The sequence below is a fragment of the Enterococcus sp. RTP21361st1_A6_RTP21361_211029 genome (assembly GCF_040910045.1).
Lineage (GTDB): Bacteria > Bacillota > Bacilli > Lactobacillales > Enterococcaceae > Enterococcus_D > Enterococcus_D gallinarum.
In genome coordinates this window covers 24,297-48,013 of the sequence record NZ_JBDGBK010000003.1, presented here as the reverse complement: position 1 = coordinate 48,013, position 23,717 = coordinate 24,297, and the positions used below count along the sequence as shown (strand labels likewise).

At 40.9% G+C, this 23,717-nt stretch carries 16 protein-coding genes and 1 pseudogene; 13 read left to right on the top strand and 4 right to left on the bottom strand.

Annotated elements, in window-relative coordinates; translation table 11 throughout:
- Nucleotides 1-11 precede the first annotated feature (11 nt).
- Nucleotides 12-881 (top strand): ROK family protein, encoded by an 870-nt coding sequence (locus AB5Z52_RS01015; protein ID WP_134874763.1) that lies wholly within the window; start codon nucleotides 12-14, stop codon nucleotides 879-881.
- Between the two features lie 177 nt (nucleotides 882-1,058).
- On the opposite strand, the pseudogene mgrA reads toward AB5Z52_RS01015, so the two are convergent.
- Together mgrA and AB5Z52_RS01005 are read right to left on the bottom strand one after the other, a co-directional pair.
- Nucleotides 1,059-2,058: pseudogene (gene mgrA / locus AB5Z52_RS01010) on the bottom strand (L-glyceraldehyde 3-phosphate reductase).
- A gap of 176 nt (nucleotides 2,059-2,234) precedes the next feature.
- Nucleotides 2,235-3,449 carry an amidohydrolase family protein gene (locus tag AB5Z52_RS01005; protein WP_288551442.1) on the bottom strand — a complete coding sequence of 405 codons (1,215 nt, stop codon included), beginning with the start codon at nucleotides 3,447-3,449 and terminating at the stop codon, nucleotides 2,235-2,237.
- A gap of 153 nt (nucleotides 3,450-3,602) precedes the next feature.
- Here AB5Z52_RS01005 and AB5Z52_RS01000 point away from each other — a divergent pair, with 153 nt between their 5' ends.
- The 4 genes from AB5Z52_RS01000 to AB5Z52_RS00985 all read left to right on the top strand — a co-directional run bounded on the left by AB5Z52_RS01000 (nucleotide 3,603) and on the right by AB5Z52_RS00985 (nucleotide 10,433).
- Nucleotides 3,603-5,741, top strand: coding sequence for a glycoside hydrolase family 65 protein (locus tag AB5Z52_RS01000; RefSeq protein WP_288551441.1), 2,139 nt, complete (start codon nucleotides 3,603-3,605; stop codon nucleotides 5,739-5,741).
- Nucleotides 5,742-6,123: 382 nt separating this feature from the next.
- Nucleotides 6,124-6,915: a MurR/RpiR family transcriptional regulator gene (locus AB5Z52_RS00995; protein WP_029486465.1), complete on the top strand. Its 792-nt coding sequence runs from the start codon at nucleotides 6,124-6,126 to the stop codon at nucleotides 6,913-6,915.
- A gap of 4 nt (nucleotides 6,916-6,919) precedes the next feature.
- On the top strand, nucleotides 6,920-8,362 hold the full coding sequence (locus AB5Z52_RS00990) for a glycoside hydrolase family 1 protein (protein WP_029486467.1): 1,443 nt from the start codon (nucleotides 6,920-6,922) through the stop codon (nucleotides 8,360-8,362).
- Nucleotides 8,363-8,597: 235 nt separating this feature from the next.
- Complete coding sequence (locus AB5Z52_RS00985; protein WP_288551440.1) at nucleotides 8,598-10,433, top strand: beta-glucoside-specific PTS transporter subunit IIABC; 1,836 nt, start codon at nucleotides 8,598-8,600, stop codon at nucleotides 10,431-10,433.
- 397 nt (nucleotides 10,434-10,830) lie between these two features.
- Here the strand turns inward: AB5Z52_RS00985 and AB5Z52_RS00980 are convergent, their stop codons facing one another.
- On the bottom strand, nucleotides 10,831-11,703 hold the full coding sequence (locus AB5Z52_RS00980; protein WP_029486470.1) for an AraC family transcriptional regulator: 873 nt from the start codon (nucleotides 11,701-11,703) through the stop codon (nucleotides 10,831-10,833).
- Between the two features lie 316 nt (nucleotides 11,704-12,019).
- Between AB5Z52_RS00980 and AB5Z52_RS00975 the strand changes: the two genes are divergently transcribed.
- The 7 genes from AB5Z52_RS00975 (at nucleotide 12,020) to AB5Z52_RS00945 (ending at nucleotide 21,353) form a co-directional block, all read left to right on the top strand.
- Nucleotides 12,020-13,393: an ABC transporter substrate-binding protein gene (locus tag AB5Z52_RS00975; protein ID WP_288551439.1), complete on the top strand. Its 1,374-nt coding sequence runs from the start codon at nucleotides 12,020-12,022 to the stop codon at nucleotides 13,391-13,393.
- Between the two features lie 12 nt (nucleotides 13,394-13,405).
- Complete coding sequence (locus AB5Z52_RS00970; RefSeq protein ID WP_003125618.1) at nucleotides 13,406-14,335, top strand: carbohydrate ABC transporter permease; 930 nt, start codon at nucleotides 13,406-13,408, stop codon at nucleotides 14,333-14,335.
- Entirely contained in the window at nucleotides 14,332-15,162 is an 831-nt protein-coding gene (locus AB5Z52_RS00965; protein ID WP_368243308.1) for a carbohydrate ABC transporter permease, read from the top strand. Before AB5Z52_RS00970 ends, AB5Z52_RS00965 begins: the two co-directional genes overlap by 4 nt.
- Before the next feature lie 41 nt (nucleotides 15,163-15,203).
- On the top strand, nucleotides 15,204-16,997 hold the full coding sequence (locus AB5Z52_RS00960) for a glycoside hydrolase family 2 (protein ID WP_003125620.1): 1,794 nt from the start codon (nucleotides 15,204-15,206) through the stop codon (nucleotides 16,995-16,997).
- Between the two features lie 171 nt (nucleotides 16,998-17,168).
- Nucleotides 17,169-18,251 carry a dipeptide epimerase gene (locus AB5Z52_RS00955; RefSeq protein WP_003125621.1) on the top strand — a complete coding sequence of 361 codons (1,083 nt, stop codon included), beginning with the start codon at nucleotides 17,169-17,171 and terminating at the stop codon, nucleotides 18,249-18,251.
- A 2-nt stretch (nucleotides 18,252-18,253) separates the two neighbouring features.
- Nucleotides 18,254-19,675, top strand: coding sequence for a transglutaminase-like domain-containing protein (locus tag AB5Z52_RS00950; RefSeq protein ID WP_003125622.1), 1,422 nt, complete (start codon nucleotides 18,254-18,256; stop codon nucleotides 19,673-19,675).
- Between the two features lie 34 nt (nucleotides 19,676-19,709).
- Entirely contained in the window at nucleotides 19,710-21,353 is a 1,644-nt protein-coding gene (locus AB5Z52_RS00945) for a peptide ABC transporter substrate-binding protein (protein ID WP_368243307.1), read from the top strand.
- A 70-nt stretch (nucleotides 21,354-21,423) separates the two neighbouring features.
- Here the strand turns inward: AB5Z52_RS00945 and AB5Z52_RS00940 are convergent, their stop codons facing one another.
- Nucleotides 21,424-22,359: a response regulator transcription factor gene (locus AB5Z52_RS00940; protein ID WP_003125625.1), complete on the bottom strand. Its 936-nt coding sequence runs from the start codon at nucleotides 22,357-22,359 to the stop codon at nucleotides 21,424-21,426.
- Between the two features lie 270 nt (nucleotides 22,360-22,629).
- Here AB5Z52_RS00940 and ptcA point away from each other — a divergent pair, with 270 nt between their 5' ends.
- Nucleotides 22,630-23,658, top strand: a complete 1,029-nt coding sequence (gene ptcA / locus AB5Z52_RS00935) for a putrescine carbamoyltransferase (protein ID WP_003125626.1) — start codon at nucleotides 22,630-22,632, stop codon at nucleotides 23,656-23,658.
- The last annotated feature ends 59 nt before the right edge of the window (nucleotides 23,659-23,717 follow it).

Here is a 23,717-nt window from a genome sequence, read left to right as displayed (position 1 = left end):
GATAGGCAATGATGTATGGAGGCATAGAAGCAGGCGGAACAAAAATGAACTGTTCAGTAGCGGATCAAGAGGGGAAGATTATTGCTTCACAGCGAATCGCTACGAGAGAACCCGCAGAAACACTGGCCGAAATTTTCCGATTTTTTGATAGGTATGAGCTGGCCGCGATGGGGATCGGCAGCTTTGGTCCAATCGGATTGGACCCCAAGCAAGCCAACTATGGGCATGTTTTGGCAACACCTAAAGCGGGATGGCAAAATTTTGACTTTTTGGGGACGTTAAAACAACGCTATCCGATTCCAATGGTTTGGACAACAGATGTCAATGCAGCGGCCTATGGGGAATTAAAAAAAGGGGCTGCTCAAGACTGCGATACCTGTATTTATCTGACGGTGGGGACTGGGATCGGTGCCGGCGTAATCGTGAATAACCAGTTATTCCAAGGCAAATCTTATCCTGAAATGGGGCATATCCGGATCAAACGGCACCCAGAGGATTCATATGTCGGCACTTGCCCTTATCATCAGGATTGCTTTGAAGGGCTGGCTGCCGGTCCTTCCATCGAAGCACGAACGGGGCAAAAGGGAGAGACTCTTCTTGAAAATCATCCTGTATGGGAGCTGCAAGCCTATTATATAGCGCAAGCATTGGTCAATTATACATTGTCCTTTGTACCAGATAAGATTATTTTAGGCGGTGGTGTCATGAATCAGACCCACTTGCTGTCAAAAATCAGAGAACAATTTTTGCTGGAACTAGGGGGCTACATTTCGATTCCAAGTGTAGAAGAGTACATTGTTCCATGGCAACTAGTGAATGAAAGTGGCATCAAAGGCTGCCTGCAATTAGCCATTGATTGGCAAAAAGAATCAATCAACTAAAATGTAGCAAAAAAGAACCAAACGACCGCGAGGGTTATTGCATCGAAGCATTAATAGCTTCTGGACAATACACACTGCGGTCGTTTGATTTCTTTGTTGTTTGAAATGAAGTTTCCGCCATTTTACTCAATGCGGGGCAGTTCCCCCATGGGAAAGGCCAGCGAGCAAATCAAACGCTTATTTCTTTAAAAGCACTAAAATTTCGTCGATCTTTTTTAGTTCTTCAGCAGAAAAAGTTAATTGGTCCAAAGCCCGGACATTTGCTTGTAGTTGACTCAAACGAGAAGCACCAATCAATACGCTAGCAACAGTCTCTTGACGCAACAGCCAAGCTAATGCCATTTCTGCCAAACTTTGTCCTCGCTCTTGAGCAATATCATTCAATTGTCTGACTACATTTAAGGTTGGAGCTACACGATCTTCTGTTAAAAAAGGACTATCTGAGCGATGCGCTCGAGAGTCTTCGGGAATACCATGCAGATAACGATCAGTCAATAATCCTTGTGCCAGAGGGCTAAAGACGATCGCACCTAATCCTTCCTCTTCTAAGACAGCTGTTAATCCATCTTCGATCCAACGATCAAACATATTGTAGCGAGGTTGATGGATGATAAAGGGGGTTCCTTGATCCTTCAAAATCTTGGCGATTTCTTTTGTTTGTTCTGCAGAATAATTGGACACACCAACATAGAGGGCTTTTCCTTGCCGTACTACCAAGTCCAGTGCATGAGCCGTTTCTGCCAATGGTGTGTCTGGATCTGGGCGATGATGGTAAAAAATATCGACATAATCTAGGCCTAGACGTTGCAGGCTTTGATCACAGCTGGAAATCAAATTCTTCTTAGAACCCCATTCACCATAGGGACCAGGCCACATATTAGTAACCAGCCTTTGATGAAATAATCAATTCATCCCGATAAGCCTGTAAGTCTTCTTTTAAAATGCGGCCGAAATTCTTTTCTGCCGATCCTGCAGGGGGACCATAGTTGTTGGCCAAATCAAAATGGGTAATGCCTAGATCAAAGGCTCCTAGGATCGTTTCCCGCTGTTTCGCAATTGGATCTGTATCACCGAAGTTGTGCCATAGACCAAGGGAAATTGAAGGAAGTTTTAAACCTGATTTTCCGACACGGTTATATGTCATGCGTTCATATCGTTGCATGTTTGCAGTATACATGGTAATCCCTCACTTTTTGTATTCGCTATCATAAGTAAACCGAATAATCGGATCAGCGTCAAGCGAAATCAGCAAAAGAGAGGTGACCGAATCATTTTTTGTGCAACCATTGATTCGTAAAAAGCCGATTTCCTACATTTCTGTTGCAAATCGGCTTTTTTGTCAATAATTATTGGTTATGCGTTGTAGATTGGTTGTCCTTTAAAGAAACTGCAGCTGACGTGACCTTTGCGGGCGACAAATTCAGCCGTTGAAGAAACAGGGGTCAAAAGAAAATCAGCAGAATCGCCAACTTTTGGCCATTGTTGATTTCCTTCTTGATCTAATGGCACTCTGCCATCTGTTACCAAGCCTAATGCCTGGGTCAATGCCTCTTGTGATTGAACGCCAAAAATCTCTAAATAACGAGCGAGCTTTTCTTGCAAGGAGCCGTCACCCAGTGATGACCAAGAATCATAAATATTGTCACAACCAATGTGAACAGCAACCCCATAACTTTGTAATTCTTTAAGGGGAGGAATCGTTCCCTGACTGATTGGAATACTTGAAACGATATGAATGTCCTGATCTGCTAAAGCTTGAAAAACTTCTGTGCGTTCAGCTCCTTCAAAATCATTTAAGCCAAAGGCATGGCTGATGAAGACATTGCCTGCCATAGCATATTCTTTGGTCAGCCGAATGATTTCTTTGATCGTTGCACGACCGGCTTCTTTGCGGTCATGCAGATGAATGTCTATGCCAACATTGCCTTTTTTTGCCAGCTCAAAGGTTGTTTTTAATGATTGCTGATAATCTTGATCTAATGTATAAGGATCGATCCCACCAATGAATGCAGCTTTACCAGTAGCTAATGCTTCTTTGATTAATGTGACGGCATTTGATCGCAGCAGACCGTGTTGCGGGAACAAAACAAGTTCCGAACCAAATGGTTTGTCAGCAAGCAATTCAGTTAGTGCATCAAAATAGCGCAGTTCAGTCATTGGTTCAATATCAATATGGGAGCGAAAGGACACGACACCATGAGGCAATTCCAAATCGATCAATTGTTGTGCCCGTTCTTTAATCGAAAGAGGCAATGCATCCAATTGAGGAATCTCTGTTTCAAAACGTTCTACTAAGTTGGCTGCCGGTGTGACAGGACGCCATGGAGTTCCTAATTTGCTTTTATCCAAATGGCAGTGTTTTTCAATCAAGCCGGGTAACAATAACTGGCCTTGACCATCGATAACAGTTATTCCTGGCGTGTCTTTCCATTCATCCATGGGAAGGATCTCGGTAATTTTTTCTTCACTGATCCCAATCGCCGCCCGTTTGGTTTGGCTGCCAGAGGTCCAGCCATTTTCTTTGATGTAGCTTGTTTCCATTCGAATATTTGTTAGCCATAAATCCAAGTAATCGCCTTCTTTCAAGTTTGTTTCATGGTACCATACTCTGTCAGAAGAACCAAAGTAGATGCCCCTCCCAGCTGAAGTCGGATTCTTTGCATTGGGTGTTTAGTAGTGTAGGATAGAACTGAAAGAAAAAAGCGGAGGAGACGAACAGAGATGGACAAACGATTTTTATTGCAGGCACAAGAACTCTCTCATCAGAAACCGGAATATTTAGAAACGCTGTTCGCTGTGGGGAATGGTCAAATCGGTGTCCGAGCAGGGCATCCCCTTAAAGTGAATGCGAACTATCCTGGGAATCCCGGGGCTTTTGTCAATGGTTTTTTTGACAGTGAACCGATCCAATACGGCGAATGGGCTTATGGCTATGCTAAAGAACACCAAACCATCTGCAAGTTACCCAACCTGCGGGGGCTTTCTTTAAGAATCGGACAAGAGCAGTCGTCGGACAGCGTTTGGCAGACGGAACAAATCCAGCTGACATTAGATATGGCAGAAGGCATCCTTCATGAGTCTTACCATGTAGAAACCCCATTAGGAAAAAGCTTTGATCTTGAGATGCAATCTTTTGCCTCCATGACGCGCAGTGAATTTTATGTTTGTCGTTACACAATCAAAAATGCAAATTTCACAGAGCCAATCACTGTTTCCCATCCATTGGACCAGCGCTTCACAGTCAATCAAACAGATGATCCTCGTGTTGCGAATAAAGAGCATCAGCTTCTGAAAGAAGAGCATGGCGACTATGCCATTTGGACAGCCCCTCATAGTCAAAAAAAACTGGCGATTCGGGTGATAGGCGGCGATGGGCAAATCCAATCTGGAGAATCCCTGACGACGATTTTTCAACTGCGATTACAAGAAGCAGAGGGCGCACCCTTTTATCAAGAAGCGGTTGATTTTGAAACATTTGTTGCCGAACAGAGGGAAAGCTATCAGCAGTTTTGGGCAGCGAGTGATATCGAGATCATGGGTGATCAAGAACTACAAAAGGGGATCCGCTTCAATCTGTTTCACCTGAATCAGGGGGCAGGACGTGATGGCAGAACCAATTTTGCTGCCAAGGGGTTGACAGGTGAAGGGTATGAAGGTCATTATTTTTGGGATACTGAAATGTATTTGTTGCCTTTTTTTACTTACACCAATCCAGATACTGCGAAAGCATTGCTTACTTATCGAGCAACTATTTTACCGCAAGCGCAAAAACGGGCACAAGAGCTGAGCCAAGACGGTGCACTGTTTGCATGGCGCACCATTGATGGTCAAGAAACGAGTGCCTATTATCCTGCCGGAACCGCACAACTGCATATCAATGCCGATATCGTTTATGCTTTTCAACTCTATGAACGGGTCACAGGAGATGTCCGCTTTATTGAAGAAGTCGGCAGTGAAGTCGTTTTCGAAACGGCAAAATTTTGGTTGAGTTATGGTGATTTCATCGAAAAAGACGGCAAACCTTCTTTTTGTATCAATGGGGTCACCGGACCTGATGAATACAGTGCATTGGTCAACAATAACTTTTATACCAACAAAATGGCTCAAAACAATTTATATTATGCCATTGAACTGGCGAAACGATACGAAAAGCATATGGAACTGATCGATCAATGGCAGCAAGCCGCAGACCTCATGTATTTCGGTTATGATGCGTCTCGTGGACTTACCAAGCAAGATGATGAGTTTCTTGAACAATCTGTCTGGCCTTTTGAAGAGACACCAGCTGCTAACTATCCTTTATTGTTGCATTATCATCCGATGATAATTTACAAACATCAAGTCTGCAAACAAGCGGATACCGTATTAGCGCAAATGCTTTTTACGGGTGATTTTACCCTAGAACAACTAAAACAAGATTATCAGTATTATGAAAAAGTCACCACCCATGATTCTTCGCTGTCTCGTTCGATTTTCAGTGTGATGGCTAGTCGTATCGGAGAAACAGCAAAAGCATATCGCTATTTCATGGATACGGCATTGATGGATTTGACTGATCTGCAAAAAAACGTCGTCGATGGCATCCATGGGGCAAATATGGGAGGCAGCTGGCTAAGTTTGATTTATGGTTTTGCTGGTCTTTATTATGATGAAGGCATTCGCTTGTCCAATCACCTACCAAAAGAAATAACAGAACTTGCCTTTAAGCTTTTTTATCAAGGGGAAGAATTGCGAATTACTTTAAAGGAAGGTAAAGTTGAGTGTCAGCTAGCTCCTGAAACTGAAGTATTTATTGAACAAACTGGTAAAGACATCTGGGTGAGAAAAACTAGCAAAGAACATCTGAAAGAAGGTCTGTAAATAGAGCATGACAACATTCTATAATGAGCAGATGTCAGCAACCGCTCTGAGGTTGTAAGCCGTGAGCAACTGTTTGCTGGATCATTCGCAAGAATCAATTGGTAAAAAAACCAATTGATTCTTTTTTTTCGTAAAAAGGCCCCCATTTTATTCAAACTCTATGCCCCAGCAATACGAACTGTTTAAAAGCTATCTTCAGGTGACATGCAATGAATCTTCTAATCAAGGAGTCGTGATTGATTGATAAACTGGAAGGGAAGGGCAACAAACTTAGTTGATTTCCTAGGATATTCCTTGTGGGTGCAAGATATGCACCCCATTTTTGTAAACGGATACGCTATACTATGGATACAATCAAACTTGGCCAAGGGAGATTAAAAAAATGGATAATAATCGATTGAATTTTATTTATAAGCTGAATCATATTGTGAACGAAAATGAAGTAGGAACAGTGGAATTTGAGTTGGCAAAATTTTTCTTGGATAACTTTAAGAGTGTGGCACGATGGAACATTTATCAAATTGCGGAAGAAAAGCATGTCTCGCGAGCTTCAATTAGAAGGTTTGCCAAACAATTAGGGTACGAAAATTTTTTGGAAATGAAAAGAAACGCAGAAACATTTGATGATGGCATCAGTGAATTTCAGAAATTTTATGGGTATGAGGATTTCTTGTCGAAGCTTCAAAGCAACATTGTTTCTTTAATGGAAGAACTCAGCTTACGCTTTAACACACAAGAAGTCGATCGCTTGGTTCGACTGATCAATAGCAATCAGGAGGTAATGATTTTATGCTCCAGCAATATCGCAGGGAGCGTCAAAACTTTTCAGCAACGGATGGTTATTTTTGGCAAACGAATCACATTACTAACCTCAAAAGATGATCTAACTGTCGCATTAACCACTTATAAAGAGCCACTGATCATTGTTTTTTCACTTTCGGGTCTATTTGTTTCTTCCATGCTAGATGTATTTAAAGAGATTCCAGCAACAGCGATCTTGTTTACCAACAACCGCAACCCAATTTACAATCGTTACTTTGACAAATTATATCATTTAAGTTCACAAACACATGAGAAAGAAATCAATGAGTTGCTTTACTATACCTATGGCATTGATTTTGTCCTTGATTTATTATTCAACGGTTATTTACTTAAATATAAGAGAGAAGGCTAAGGTCATGCATTTTAAAGATCAACCAACATTTCCAGATAATTTTTTGTGGGGAGCATCAAGCGCTGCTTGGCAAGTAGAAGGCGCAGTGGCAGAGGATGGTCGTTCTACAGCGATCATTGACTTGAATAGTAAGAAAAAAAAGCCCTATACCGATAATTCGATTGCAGCTGATCATTATCATAAATACAAAGAAGACGTTCAATTGATGGCTGACGCAGGATTTACCTCTTATCGTTTCTCTATTGCTTGGCCTAGAATTTATCCAGATAATTCTGGTGTTCCGAATCAATTAGGCATTGATTTCTATAATCAGTTGATTGATGAACTCGTTGCTCATGGGATTACACCAATCGTTACCTTGTATCACTATGACATGCCGGTATGGGTAGATGAAGAGTTTAATGGTTGGTATGATCGTGGGATCATCGATGCCTTCGATCAGTATGTCAGAACTTGCTTCAATGCGTTTGGAGACCGTGTAAAATACTGGCTAGCAATCAATGAACAAAATATGCAGATCGTCTATGGTGATTGGTTAGGTGTCTGTAAGTATCCAGAGACGTGGTTCGAAGACAAATGGAGAGTCAACCATATTATGAATCTCTGTCATGCTAAAGCAGTTATTGCTTGTCATGAGTTAGTTGAGGATGGGAAAATTGGACCCGTTCCTGGGATGGTTCCGTTTTATCCTGAATCTGCTAAACCAGAAGATCAGATTGCAGCAATGAATGCCGAAGAATTAACCGAAAAAATTTGGAATGATTTCAATGCCAATCGTGAATACAATGGATTTATCAAACGTTACTGGAAAGAACACAATATTGATCCAGATATTCGCCCTGGAGACATGGAACTCGTTGCCCAAGCAAAAATTGACTTCTTTGGCATTAATTGTTATCGCAGCAATGTTGCAAAAGAATCACCAGCTGATTCACAACGTCAAGAAATTGGGTTGAATAAGTCTGGGAAAAAAGGAGAATTCGTTTATCCAAATTATCCAGGTATTTTTGCTCAAACAGTGAATCCATTTGTAGAGACCACGGATTGGGACTGGGAGATCGATCCCGTTGCCATGCGTTACTTATTACGCTATATGGAGGATCATTATCATTTGCCGATGATTATAACGGAAAATGGTTACGGTGCCCATGAAACGTTAGGAGAAGACGGCAAAGTCCATGATCAAGAACGAATTGCATTCTTGAATGACCAAATCTACCAAGTTGGTCTAGCCATTGAAGATGGGGCAAAAGTATTTGGTTACAATCCATGGTCCTTTACGGATTTATTGAGCACGGGAAATGGCATGGCAAAACGTTACGGACTTGTCTATATCAATACGACAGATGACGAATTGCTTGATTTGCGAAGAATTCCTAAAGATTCTTATTATTGGTACAAAGAAGTGATTCATTCAAATGGGCAGTCCCTGAAACGACCAGAGTGAGAAGGAAACGGGGTACAACTATAAATTTGTAACATAAAACAGTAGACACTATACTATCCGAACGATAGTCATTGAACGGTGCGAGTAATCGTATTTTTATGACACTGATCTTGCGGTTCCTAGGAGCAAAATCAGTATCGTTCGGATAGGCAGTTTGCTAAGAAACAGATGATCCAGTTTTGATTATCAAATGAAATGAAAGCGATTTATAAAATGAAATGAGGATGAATCGGCTATGACAAATTATAGTGAACTAGTTGAGTATATCATCGATCACATCGGCGGAATCGAAAACGTGCAAACAGCGAACCATTGTGCTACTAGATTACGACTCCAATTGAATGATCCATCCGCCTTCGATGATGATCAGCTGAAGAAAAATAAACTGATTTTAGGTACAGTAAAAAGAGATCACGATGTTCAATTAATCATTGGACCAGATGTCCCTAAGGTATATGCAATGTTTATGGAGAAATTAGAGCATAAAAGTGAAAACACATCCACTGATCGAAAAAAAAGAAGGTTAAAAGATTATGGGGCATTAGTCGTTGACTTTATCAGTGGTACCTTTGTTCCAGTATTGCCTATCCTTGTAGCAGCCGGATTGGTATCTGCCGTTTTAACTATTGGTGTGACCTTTTTCGGATTATCTGCAGAAAGTGGAACTTATACGATTTTAAATGCAGTGAATGATGCTGGATTCTATTTTTTGCCTATTTATATTGGATTTAGTGCTGCTCGCAAATTAGGTATCAATGGCATGATGGGGATGTTCCTAGGGGCAATTCTTGTTCATTCACTGATCAATGGTATAGAAGGACTTACCTTCTTAGGCCTTTCTGTACCGACAATGAGTTATAATACCACAACGATTCCAGTGATATTCGGGGTATTATTTATGGCAGTGATTGATCGAATCGCGGATAAATTGATTCCCCAGTCTATCAAATACTTTGTTAAACCATTGCTTGTCATTTTGATCACAGTACCGGTAACCTTGATTCTATTAGGTCCTATCGGAAATGAAGTGGGAGGCTATATTGCTAATGGCTTGAGCTTTTTGTATGATAAATTAGGCTGGTTTTCCGTTGGTTTGTTGGGGGCAACGACACCTTTACTTGTGATGACAGGAACAAACCAAGCATTGTTTCCACTCGTTTTTGCAATGCTAGGAGATTATGGCTATGACTCATTTGTCATGCCAGCAATGTTAGCAGCGAATGTCGCCGTTGGTGCTTCAGCGTTAGCGATTGCGTATAGTGAAAAGAATACCGAGAAAAGGGCCCTAGCACTCTCTTCTGGATTAACTGGCGTGATGGGAATCACTGAACCTGCTATCTTTGGTGTCTTGATCAATTACCGCAGTGCCTTTATCGGGGCAATCACAGGTGGAGCAGTTGGCGGTATTTTAGCTGGATTTGTTCAACTGAAGCAGTACGCAGTCGTATCACCAGGATTAATTGCCATTCCGACATTCATCCCAACAGATGGCTCTGGCTTTAACGCAAACTTCTGGTTTTCGATCATTGTTATTCTGCTTGCGATTTGTGTCTCATTTACTCTCACTGTTTTCATGGAAAAGAAGCGTATTAGAGAAAATAAACTCAATCAGGCGAATGAAGCTGTAAAAATAAATAGCCCTGTAAAAGGAACGGTTGTCTCTTTGGAATCAGTGAATGACCCGATGTTTTCAGAGAAAATGATGGGAGACGGCATTGCGATTCTCCCTGAGGATGACGTCGTTTATGCTCCATTCGATGGCTACATCATCATGACTACCCCAACAAAACATGCTATCGGATTAAGAGGAGAGAATGGCGTGGAACTTTTGATCCACATTGGGATCGATACGGTACGTCTGGAGGGGGATGGCTTTACTCTTCATGTGGAAGAAAATCAATATGTGAAAGCAGGTGAACCGCTGATCTCTTTTGACAGACAACAAATCAAAGAAGCGGGATATGATGTAACGATACCTGTCATTGTCACAAATACTCCCGAACATGGTAGTTTTGCTAAAACGATTCAAGAGCAAGTAAAAACGGGGGACTATTTATTCTCTACCAATTAATTGAGTGCTGTTTATTCTATTTGATCCGTACAAGGAAGTTCTGTGTAGATGAGGCATTTGGGTAGCAAGTCATTCTTCTTTAGAGCGTGGAACAAAAGTTTTTTCCTTTTGTTCCACGCTCTAAACACGCCTACACAGCGGGAGCAGAAGCAGCATCTTCGAAAATAAGTCAAAATACCCCAAAAATTGAAAAGCAAATTTCGTGGAGTCCTCTGTTATCTCGGCAGTTAACCCTCCTGTCTCCCCCGCTTTTTTATTACTCCTTCGAGAGAACAAAAAAGAGATCTGGAAGTCTCCGATCTCTTTTTCTCTGATGAACTATTGCCTATTCTAGATAAAAATGATAAATGCGGTTTCAACGATTTGGAATCTATTTCGGTTTTGTTTGCGTAGTTATTTAGTGAAAGCCGAAAATATTTTTTTGAAATTTCATAGGAGAAGTGCCAACCATTGATTTAAAGACGTGATGAAAGGTTTTGACGCTAGAAAAACCTGAGCGGGCAGCTACTTCTGCCATGGGAACCAGCTCTGTTCCTAAAATATACTTTGCCCGATGGATGCGGTATTCTGCCAGATAACTGGTAAAAGACATCCCGATATTTTTTTTGAAGAAGCGTGAGAAATAACTAGGACTAAACCCCACATGATCAGCAACATCCTGAATCGTGATCGCATGTAAATAATTGGACTCAATATAGTCGAGGATGGTGTCGATCTGGAACAATGTCTCGCGATTTTTTAATGTACTATCTAAAGCGGCTTTTTCTGTTTTTTTGTTCTTCAATGGCAGTTGGTACAAGAGATTCGCTAATTTATACAAACTGCTCAAAATACTGTATTGATACCCTTCACGCTGTTTCTGGTTTTCATGATAAATAGAAAGCAAGATAGTCTGGATCTCTTTTTGGATCGGGGTAGGCCAATCTTTACTGTAATTGACGACGGTCTCAAATACTTTGGCCAATGGACGATCATTTGGCGAGATATTGTCATGCCCTTGAAAGAGTTTGATATCAAATTGATAAACGATTCGTTCACTATTTGGCGAAGACAAGAAGAAGTGCGGTTCACCACTAGAAAAAAAATAGATCTCGTCTTCATGCATTTGAATGATCTCGTCATCCACCCCTAATCTGACAGTTCCTTCCAAACAATAAATAAATTCAATTTCTTTGTGCCAGTGAGGATAAGTGATCGACCACCCTTCATTTGTAAAGGTTTTGAAAGGGAACAGCGGATTGATTTCAGGAATTTCCAAGTATAAGCTCATGTATTCTACTCCTTTGTTCTATAGATAGTGATGCGGTGTTGCTCTCTTTATTTTACTGTGTGATGTGCCTGATAGAATAAATGTAATCGATTTCTAATTTAGAAAATAGAGCCAAACAAAAATCGGGAATAAGGAACACATAACTCGGGAAGAAATATGTATTTTCGTTTTGTATAGTATAAATTGTAAAGAAAAACAGACAGCATTATTTTGGCAACATGAAGCAATCATTTTGTAAAAAATAATCCGTCTGATTTTCTTTTTGAACTATTGTATGCGCATACAAATGGAATATAAAAAGGCAGGAGCAAAGAAGATGAAAAAAATTGGTCTACTCATTTCCACATTGGTTATAGGCGGAAGTTTTTTATTATCGGGATGTGGGAGCAATGATGATGCTGGTGATCAAGCGAGTAAAGTTACCCTCAATTTTTCTTTTTGGGGCGATACATTGGAGAAAGCTTCGATCGATAAATTAATCAAAAACTTTAATGAATCACAAGACGAGATCCAAGTAAAAGCGCAGCAGATCCCTTATGACAATTATATGGAGAAGCTAAACACACAAGCTAGTACCAAAACACTTCCAGATGTCGGCTATATGGTTGAAACAAGCACGGCAGAGTGGGGGAAGAGCGGCAACTTAAGGGATCTGACAGAGCTGTATGAATCAGGAGGACCATTTGAGAACAAAATCGCAGAGACACGCTCGGAGTACAACGGGAAAATCTTTGGATCGCCTGCAGGGCCAGGAATGCTTACACTGTTCTACAGTACGAAATATTTTGAAGAAAAGGGGGTTGAAGTTCCACCTCATGACGTCAATCAAGCGTGGGATTGGGATAAATTTGTATCCATTCTGAAAGAACTGACAGTCGACCGAAATGGCAATCATCCAGGCGATGCTGGTTTTGACGAAAAAAATATCAAAACCTATGGGATCTCCAATTTTACTGGTCTAGGCTATGAATCTTTCTTAATCAGCAATGGCGGTGGGGTGCTTAGTCAGGACGGCAAAAAAATCCTGATTGGAACAGATGCTTCGATTGAAGCGTTAGAGAAAATTCAGGATTTGATGTACAAAGATTATGTGATGCCGAAACCCTCACAGGCAAGTACGATTCCTTCAACTGATACCGCAATGCTGACAGATAGAGTAGCGATGACGATCACAGGATCTTGGGACTTACGTTCCCTGGGGGACGCTATCGAACAAAAAGGGTTAGCGTTAGGTATGGGTGTTTTACCAAAAATGGGAAAAGTCGTTCAAATGAATTTTGGTCCGCCAATCGTGGTTTTTGATAATGAAAACACACAAGAACATTGGGAAGAAACCAAAACATTTTTAGAGTATCTTTTAGACCCTGAGAATAGTTTAGATGTCATCGATTCAGGATTATGGTTACCTAACCAAGACAATTGGTTCTCAGATGAAACGTACCTTCAAAAATGGGCCGTAAGCGATCGTTCACCAGAATATAAAAAAGAAGCACTGGTTGAAGCGAAAGAGCAAGCGTTGACAAAAAACAAGGCCTTCTACAGTGAAGATGCTGCTTCGATCGAGCAAATCGTGAACCCCGCGTTAGAACAGGTCTGGACTGGCAAGAAAGCTCCAAGAGAAGTAGTTGAGGAAGACATTTTGCCAAAACTAGAGAAACAGTTCGGGGACAAATACGAGTATGTGAAGTAGGTGGACGAAGGAATGATCACACTTAAAACAGATGAACAATCTAAAAAGAAACAATATGATTTACACAAAGAAGAGAATCGTGCAGGGTATGCTTTTGCAGCCCCTGCAATTCTCGGATTATTGATTTTTACCATCATCCCAATGATCGTTAGTCTGATTCTTAGTTTTACAGATTATAATGTCATCGGTGATTTCAAATTTACCGGCATCGATAACTACCGTACGATTTTTATGGATGATCTTTTTTTCAAAAAATCGGTGGTTGTGACATTCACCTTTGCTTTTGGCAGTACGCTAAGTAGTTTGATCGCTGCACTAGTGATCGCATTGTTGATGAATGTCAAAGTTCGAGGACAGGCATTTTTTCGAACATTGTTCTACTTGCCGGTGGTAGTTCCAGCGGTGGCTTCAAACATTTTATGGATGTGGTTATTCAACCCGGATTTTGGCTTGCTGAATTCTGTTTTGCAATTTTTCCATTTGCCGCCGTCTAACTGGATTTTTGATGAACAAACAGCGATCCCATCTTTGATTTTAATGGCCGTATGGGGATGTGGCGGTACCGCTCTGGTTTTCTTAGCTGGGCTGCAGGATGTTCCCCAAGACCTAATGGAGGCTGTGGAAGTAGATGGCGGCAATTGGCGCCATAAATTTTTGTATGTGACATTGCCAGCCATCTCTCCCATCATTTTCTTTAACTTGGTGATGGGGTTGATTGGGTCTTTCCAGACATTCTCGCAAGCATACATTATGACTGGAGGCGGCCCCAATAATGCGACCTTGTTTTACGCATTGTTGATCTACCGGAAAGCATTCCAAGAAAATCAGTTTGGTTATGCATCCGCATTAGCATGGATCCTATTTGTGATTATTGGTTTGTTTACGATGCTGGTTTTTGGTACGGCAAAAAATTGGGTGTATTATGGAGGGCAAGAAAAATGACCATGAGAAAAGCAAAATACATGATGTATGTTCCATTAGTGGTGATTGGACTGATCTCATTGGTTCCATTTTTATGGCTAGTACGCAGCTCGTTTATGGATTCCTATGAAATTTTTGAGTTCCCCCCTAAGTGGCTGCCTGATCAATTATTATTTTCTAACTACGCAGATGTCTTTCAAGTTTTGGATCTAAAGACCTATCTCGTTAACACGTTTTTGATTATTATTCCCTGCATTATCGGGAATATCTTTACTTCTTGCTTATGCGGTTACGCATTTGGCCGCTTGAACTTTAAATACAAGAATATGTGGTTTGCGATGGTCATTGCGACAATGATGCTTCCAGGTGCAGTGACGTTGATTCCGACATTTATGATGTGGAATAAATTAGGATTTGTAAATTCCTTTGTACCTTTGATCGCCCCAGCCTTTTTTGGCGGTGGTGGGTTCAATGTCTTTTTGATGCGACAATTTTTTGCTGGTATCCCAAAAGAATTAGATGAAGCGGCGATCCTGGATGGTGCAACCCACTGGCAGATTTTTTATAAGATCATGCTTCCGTTAGTTAAACCTGCCATGATGGTTGTAGGATTTTTTACGTTTATGAATACTTGGAATGATTTTTTTGGCCCCTTGATTTACTTGAATGATCCTAGCAAACAAACATTAGCTCTCGGATTATTGCAACTAAAAGGGCAATTTTCTTCTCAATGGAATATCATGATGGCGGCTTCTACATTAATGACGATTCCTGCGTTAGTCTTGTTTTTCTTCGGTCAAAAGTATTTCATTCAAGGAATCAGTCTTACTTCTGGAAGCAAAGGCTAGTTTGCCTCGTAATAAAAAAAATTGAAAAGGAAAGGACGACTATGAACAGACCAGAATATCCGCGCCCACAATTTGAACGAAGGAAATGGCTGAATTTAAACGGTAAGTGGCAATTTGATTTTACCGACAACTTAGAGGAACAACAGCCACAAGCATTGACACAGATGATCGAAGTTCCTTATGTCTTTCAGTCCAAGCAAAGTGGAATTGAAATCAAAAGCTTTCATGACGGTGTTTGGTATCAGCGAGAGCTGATGGTGCCAGATACTTGGCAAGACAAACGTTTATTGTTACATTTCGGCGCTGTCGATTACCATTGCTGGGTCTACATCAACCATCAGTTAGTAGGGGAACACATTGGCGGACACACCTCATTTTCTTTTGATGTGACTCACTATTTGACCTTTGACAAAGATCTGCTCACACTAAAGGTCTTTGATCCATCAACAGATGAAGAAATACCAAGAGGCAAGCAATATTGGCAGGAACATTCTGCTGCTATCTGGTATACCCGAACAACGGGTATCTGGCAGACGGTGTGGTTGGAGGCAGTTGACAAAAACGGCTATTTAGAAAAGGTCTTTTATACCAGTGAGTTTGATCGGGGATCCGTAGAGATCGCCTATCATTATGCTGGTGATTTGACGGATAAAGAATTGTGTACCAGAATTTATTACGGCGAAGAGCTGATCGTTTCTGATCGCCAGCAGTTGACCGAGCACCAGTTCACACGCTCTTACAGTCTATTCAATCAAAAGATCGACCGCAGTGACTTTCACGGTCGCGGATGGACTTGGACTCCAGAGACCCCGAATCTCTTTGATGTCGTCTTTGATGTTTGGTCACAAGGAAAGTGTATCGATACCGTTAAAAGCTATTTTGGCATGCGAAAAATTCATATTCAAGATGGCATGGTCCACTTAAATAACCGCCCGTATTATCAGAAACTAGTGTTGGATCAGGGCTACTGGCCCACAAGTCTCATGACAGCTCCTACAGATGAAGATTACAAGAAAGATATCGAATTAGCCAAAGCAATGGGCTTCAACGGCTGTCGCAAACATCAAAAAGTAGAGGACCCCCGTTTTTTGTTTTGGGCAGATCAGTTAGGATTCATTGTTTGGGGAGAATGTGCCTCACCGAGTGTTTATACACGAACTAGCGGGGGGAAAGTGATGGCTGAATGGCAAGAGATCATCGACCGTGACTACAATCATCCTTGTATCACAACTTGGGTACCGATCAATGAAAGCTGGGGGGTACCGAACATTAGTGTCGATCGTCAGCAACAGCATTTTTCGCAGGCGATTTATCACTTGATCCATTCTTTAGATCCTACTCGATTGGTTATCTCAAATGATGGCTGGGAGATGACAGAAAGTGATATTTGTGGGATTCACAGCTATGTTCATGGAACGAAAGAAGAACTGGAGAAATACGACCATTTTGCGGCGAGTTTGCGAACAAAAGATACGATTTTAACTTCTGAACCCAATCGCAGAAAAATTTATTGTCCAGGATTTCAACATCAAGATGTTCCTATCTTGTTAACAGAATTTGGCGGGATCGGCTATGATACAGGGGCTCAAGGCTGGGGATATACCAATGCAGCTAATGAAGCAGAGTTTATTCAGGACTATCAGCGGGTGATTGATGCTGTCTATCAGTCAGAAATTCTTCACGGCTTTTGTTATACGCAGTTGACGGATGTGGAACAGGAAAAAAACGGTTTGTTAACAGCTGATCGACAACCAAAGTGTCCGCTTGATACAATCAAACAAATCAATGTTCGTTGGCATCCGACGATTATTAATAAAATACAATTATCTGATTAAAAGAGCAAATTTTTGCTCTTTTTTTGTTATTAAATTTACTGCTCAAAGGAGATAAGTTGGTAGAGTTATGCATAATCTGTATAAAAATAAAATTCAGAAAATTCAGAAAAAGTGTTGAAAAGAAAAAAACGGAATGATATAGTCAGTTTTAAGTTAGAGGGGGGAATGAAGATGAAAATTGAACGTGTGGAAATTGCTGCAAATAAAATGATGCTGCGCAAGCCATTTAAAATTGCATTAGGCGTTATTACTGAGGTCAGCAATTTGACCATTAAAGTGATCACTGACACAGGGGACTTTGGGATCGGTGAGGCAACACCTGAACCCTTAGTGACAGGGGAGACACTTGAAGGCTGTGAAGCTGCTCTAAAGTTATTGGCTGATGCATTAACTGGAGAAGATCCACGGCAATTAAGCCGGATCCATAGCATCATGAACCAGTGCATGAAAGGCAATGGGTCTGCCAAAGCAGCTCTCGATATGGCTTGCTATGATCTATTGGGAAAAAGTACAGGACTGCCTTTGTACCAGTTGTTAGGCGGTCAGGATAACCAAGTAGAGACAGATATGACGATTTCCATCGATACTCCAGAAGTGATGGCAGAGAATGCTCAATTGTTTGTGGAACAAGGATTTACTGCACTGAAGATCAAAGTCGGATTGGATGAGAAAGACGATATTGAACGAGTAAAACAAATTCGGGCAGCTGTCGGTCCAGCCATCGAATTGAGAATTGATGCCAACCAAGGTTGGCGAGCAAAGCAGGCAATAAAAATGATTGAACAGTTGCAGAAATATGACATCGCTTTTTTTGAGCAACCAACACCTGCTAGTGACATTGATGGATTAGCCTTTATCAGAACTCAAGTCAACCAACAGATCATGGCAGATGAAGCGGCATTTGTACCCCAAGATGCGTTATCATTGATCAAAAAAGATGCAGTAGATGCTGTCAATATCAAATTGATGAAATGTGGCGGCATCTATCCAGCGTTACAGATCAATAGTATTTGCGAAGCTGCGAATATCCCGTGTATGGTAGGTTGTATGGCAGGGGAGACCAATATTAGTATCGCAGCGGCAGCTCACTTTGTTGCTGCACAAAAAAATGTTCGTTTCGCTGACCTCGACGCGACGTTTGATTTAGCAGTTCTTGCGTATGAAGGGGTTGTTGGTACAGAAAAAACACCGGTGATTCAACTTAATGAAGCGGCTGGATTAGGCGTTAAACAAAAAGAGGAGGTGGCGCAGTGAGTATGGATCCTAATGATCTATCCAATCTAGTGGTTCCTTTGCCAGAAGACATTCAACGAGCCAAAGATTTTGGTGATTTTTCTTTAACACGTAGACTCATTCATCAGAAGTTGAACAATGCCCGTATCAGTGAAGTCTTAAAAGATCGTTTGCACACGGAATTAAAGGTTTTGACTGTTTTTGAAGCAAAGCAATATCCCTATGAAGAAACCAAAGCTCTGGAGATGATGCAACAGTCCTTTGTCGATTTTCAGCGAGAAGAACTGGATCGCTTAGTGGAAGCAGGAGAGGTTGAATGGATCTACTTGAACGGCAAAAAAGTTTTCCATGAACGCTTTATTGCTAATCTCGTTAAGACGCGCTCAGACTATTATACGCGCTATTTATTTGAGGAAGAAAACGGAATTGACAGTGCCAGACAAGTAGAACTGGATGAGAATGTAGAAAAAATGAAACAACTCGGACAAAGGACTGCTCGAATCGTTTTGAAACAATCACTTAGACCACTAACAACGCTTAATAAAGAAGACGGTCCTTTCTTGACGCACATTCCTTTGCCTCGAGACACTGGAAAGGTAGCAAATGCCAAGATTCTTCAGACAAAAGGAGCGGTCAAGCAGATTGATCCCTTCGCTGCACCACAGCGAACGATCGCATTTGAAACCAACGACCCTTCCTCAATTGAAGCGACTGTGGAACACAGCTATGAATTGACGGCTGTTTATACGGATTTATTCCAGTTGTTGGATGAGCAAACCATGATTCGTGAGTTGACTGAGTCGGAAAAAAACGCATTTGCATCAGCGCTCAATGAATTCGCTCCCCATATTCAATTTACGCCTTTTCTACAGCAATTATTGCAGGAAATTTTGCCGGAAGCAAAAAATCCCTTGGAACGTGCGTATGCGATTTATCATTTTGTGACCACCAAAGTGACCTATTCATTTATGCGAGAATATTATGCGATTCCGAATATCAGTGAGTACTGCGCAGTCAATCAGAAAGGAGACTGCGGGGTTCAAGCACTTTTATTTATCACTTTGTGTCGTATGGCGAATATCCCAGCTGAATGGGAGTCGGGTTTATATGTTTCAGAATTTTTTGTGGGCCCTCATGACTGGGCGCGCTTCTATCTACCAGAGTACGGTTGGCTTTATGTAGATGTTTCGTTTGGGGGCAGCGCATTTCGAGGCGGAAATGAAGAGCGCTGGCTTTATTATTTTGGAAACCTAGATATTTTTCGCTTACCTGCTAATAACTGTATTCAAGGGGGATTTACCGTAGCGAAGCAATTCTTACGAGCAGACCCCATCGACAATCAGCGGGGAGAATTTGAGTCTGCCAAGAAAGGCTACCGATATGATGAGCTGGATTGGCAAGCTGAATTGATTGAGATGACGATTTTAGAAAAAGCGCTTCGATAAGCGGTTGGGACGCATGTAAAAAAGGAGGACGTAAATGAGGAATAAAGGAAAAAAAAGAATGATGTTTTTGTTGGTTGTTGCTAGCGTCATCGGTTTTTCAGGTTGTAGTTATCAGAAAGAATCCAAAGCGACTGCCCAAACGAGCAGTGTGGTCAATTTGATGGAACAAAGCGAAATCGGATCAATGGATACACTCTCTACACAAGATACGGCAAGTATCAATGCCCAAGTCAATGTCTTTGATGGATTGTATCAAATCGATGACACCAATAAGGTCGCACCGGCTATCGCCAAAGATTTCCCCAACATATCCGACGATGGTCTGACTTACACGATCACGTTGAGAGAAGATGCTACTTGGAGTAATGGGGAGCCAGTGACGGCTAAAGATTTTATTTATGCTTGGCAACGGCTAGCCACGCCAGCCAATCAAGCAAACTACATGTTTTTATTGGACGGTACATTTAAAAATGGCACCGAAATCATCAATGGGGAAAAAGACCCTTCTGAACTAGGTGCGAAAGCTACGGACGAGTACACGATCGAGATCCAATTGGAACAGCCAGTTCCTTATTTGACTTCGATATTGGCCTTTACTCCATTTTTTCCACAAAATGAAGCTTTTGTCACCGAAAAAGGGGATGCTTATGGCACATCAAGTGAAAATATTTTAACTAATGGCCCCTTTTTGATGAAAAATTGGGATCAAGCTTCCTCTACATGGGATTTGGAAAAAAATGAAGACTACTACAATCGTGATGCCATCAAACTGGAGAATATCCATTATGAAGTGATCAAAGAAGCTGTTACAGGATATAATCTTTTCAACGAAGGACAGTTGGATATGGCGGATATTTATGGGGAATACGTGAAGCAAAATGCCGCTAACGAAGAACTACAGACGGTGCTGACCTCTTATATCCACTATTTCAAGATGAATCAGAAAAGAGATGGTAAAGATACGATCTTTGCCAATGAAAATGTACGAAAAGCCGTTTATTATGCGATTGATAAAGAAGCTTTAGTCAAAGATGTCTTATCAGATGGATCAGAAGCAATCAATGGGTTTATTCCGAATAACTTTGTCTTCAATCCGGAAACTGGCAAAGATTTTCGAGAAGATGCGCCTCTCGAAGGACCGGATAAAGCCACTGCACTCGCTTACTGGCAAAAAGCCACTGCTGATATTGGGGATAAGATCTCCATCGAGATGTTAACCAAAGACACTGATGCAGATAAAAAAGTGGCTGAATTCATCCAGGATCAGTTACAGACAGTCTTACCGGGCTTGACCGTTGAAATCAAGTCTGTCCCATTGAATAATTCGATTGAATTGACACGAAAAAGCGATTACGAGTTAGCTATCGGAACATGGGGACCAGATTATCAAGACCCGATGACGTACCTTTACAATCTCGTTTCACCGAATAACACGAATTATGAAAATAAAGACTATGACCAGTTGATTGCTGATAGCAATACGACCTATGCCAATGATTTAGCGACACGTTGGGATACGATGATCAAAGCAGAAAAACTATTAGTAGAAGAAACCGCCGGGATTGTCCCAATCTACCAAAGAGCTCGTAGTATTATGGTCAATCCTTCCCTGAAAGGTGTGTACTATCCAACTTTCGGACCGTCAACGATCATCAAGTATGCATATATGGAAGAATAAGCCGTTCAGAGCAATGAATGACTGGTTTTTAAACTTTAAAAGGCCTGGAAGCGATCCTTCCAGGTCTTTTTTAGGCAGCTGCCTCATGGGTCTCTTTGTACTTTTCAAAAAGAATCATAATTTGCGTGCGTTTTTTTATCTCAAGTTTGATAAAAATGTTATGAACATGGGTTTTGACCGTTCCCAATGAAAGAAAGAGCTGATCGGCGATTTCCTGATTGGTTTGATGGGACAACAGCAACGCAAAGATTTCCGTTTCTCGTTGGGTAAACTGATGAATACGGCAAAAGTTTTGAATCAAGAGAGAGGCGTCTTGCTCTTGCGGTTTTTCTTCCTGTGGTTGGCGTTCTTTGATAAAGAAGTGCAGTAATAATATACAAACAACAATCGAAAAGATATCCTCTGAAATACTGCGATTATAAATCTTTGTCGCTAACGAGCTGTACTGGTCGACATTGAAAATCACGAAGCTATCTTCAATTATGATCAAAATACTAAAGAAGAGATTGATGATCATCAACTGTTTTAAATAGTGTTTGTTCAGTAGAGGGAGCTTCTTTTTGGTCCCTTGCCAACAATAAATTCCTAGATAAAAAAGGAAGAGTTGATTACCCAGATAATAGAGCCAAACTTTAAATGCTGAGTTTTCCATCAGTGGGGTCGTAATCATCCAAATGGCCAAAACGATCAATAGCGTATAATGGAGGGGAGAGAGTTTTTCTTTGTGTAGTTCGGCAAGAATAGAAATGGAGAAAAAGGCATTTCCCATAAATATAATAGTTTTAACTGCTGGTGCACTCATAAATGCCTGATCATAACTTTGGGCAAAGGAATTGAGAAATTCCGTCATATAAATAATTGTATTGTCAAAAATAAAGAATGCCAGATACAAACTAATCCAAAGAAATAATTTGTTTTTTTCTTTTAAGTAAGAATAAATAGCAAAAGTCATCGTGATTGAATATAGAATGATCAATAAAATATTGTATATAAAAATAGCTATCATATTGAATCCCCTTTCAATTTTTCTTACACCAATTTTCTTATCCTAATTATAACACCATTTGTTTTTTCTTTACTTTTAATTCCGCTAAACTTTCCTCTAAACTTTTGTAAACCCTTGGAAAATAACTGGTTTATATCCAAAAATAAACTTGTCCTCAGCAAGTATAGAATAAGTGTGATAACGTTTACAACTAATAGCTTATCGTAAACTCCGCCTTTTTTACCTAAAGTGAAGATGCAAAAGCAAACAAATCACTTAGGAGGTTTCATTATGGAAAAAAGAGATTTTATTACAACGGAAAATTACACGAAGGAGGAGATCCAACAAATCGTTGACCTGTCATTGAAAATCAAAGCGGCCATCAAAAATGGTTATTACCCCCCTTTACTAAAGAACAAAGTATTAGGGATGATTTTCCAACAATCATCTACCAGAACTCGGGTTTCTTTTGAAACAGCAATGACACAATTAGGAGGACATGCAGAATATCTCGCACCAGGACAAATTCAATTGGGTGGTCATGAAACGATAGAAGACACAAGCCGTGTTCTTTCTCGTTTAGTTGACATTTTGATGGCTCGCGTGGAACGGCATCATAGTGTGTATGACTTAGCAACGAATGCGACGATCCCAGTTATTAATGGTATGTCTGACTTCAACCATCCAACGCAGGAACTTGGCGATCTTTGCACCATGATCGAACATCTTCCAGCAGGCAAAAAAATCGAAGACTGCAAGATTTCCTTTATTGGTGATGCCACACAAGTCTGTTTCTCTTTAGGATTGATTGCAACAAAAATGGGGATGGAATTCGTTCAATTTGGTCCAGAAGGGTTCCAGTTAAACGAAGACCATCGCGCACGATTAGACGCGATTTGTAAAGATTCTGGCGGTTCCTATACGATATCAGATCAAATCGATGTGATCGAAGGTTCGGATTTTGTTTATACAGATGTTTGGTATGGACTGTATGAAGCAGAATTATCAGAAGAGGAACGCATGCGTATTTTTTACCCTAAATACCAAGTGAACGCTGACTTGATGAAACGCGCTGGTGAACAAGCGAAATTTATGCACTGCTTACCTGCCACTCGTGGAGAAGAAGTCACGGATGAGGTCATGGATGGACCAAACTCGATCTGTTTTGATGAAGCAGAAAACCGGTTAACGTCGATTCGCGGTCTCTTAGTGTACTTGATGCGAGATTATGCGGATAAAAATCCAATCGACGAGACCAAAAAAGCAGCGGCTGAAAAAGACTTGGAAGTTTTGTTAGATGAAACTAGACGCAAGAGATGAGGAAAGGAAATAGTCTGCGTATCAAGGGGATGCGTGAAGACTGTTTTGGTTCTTGAGGA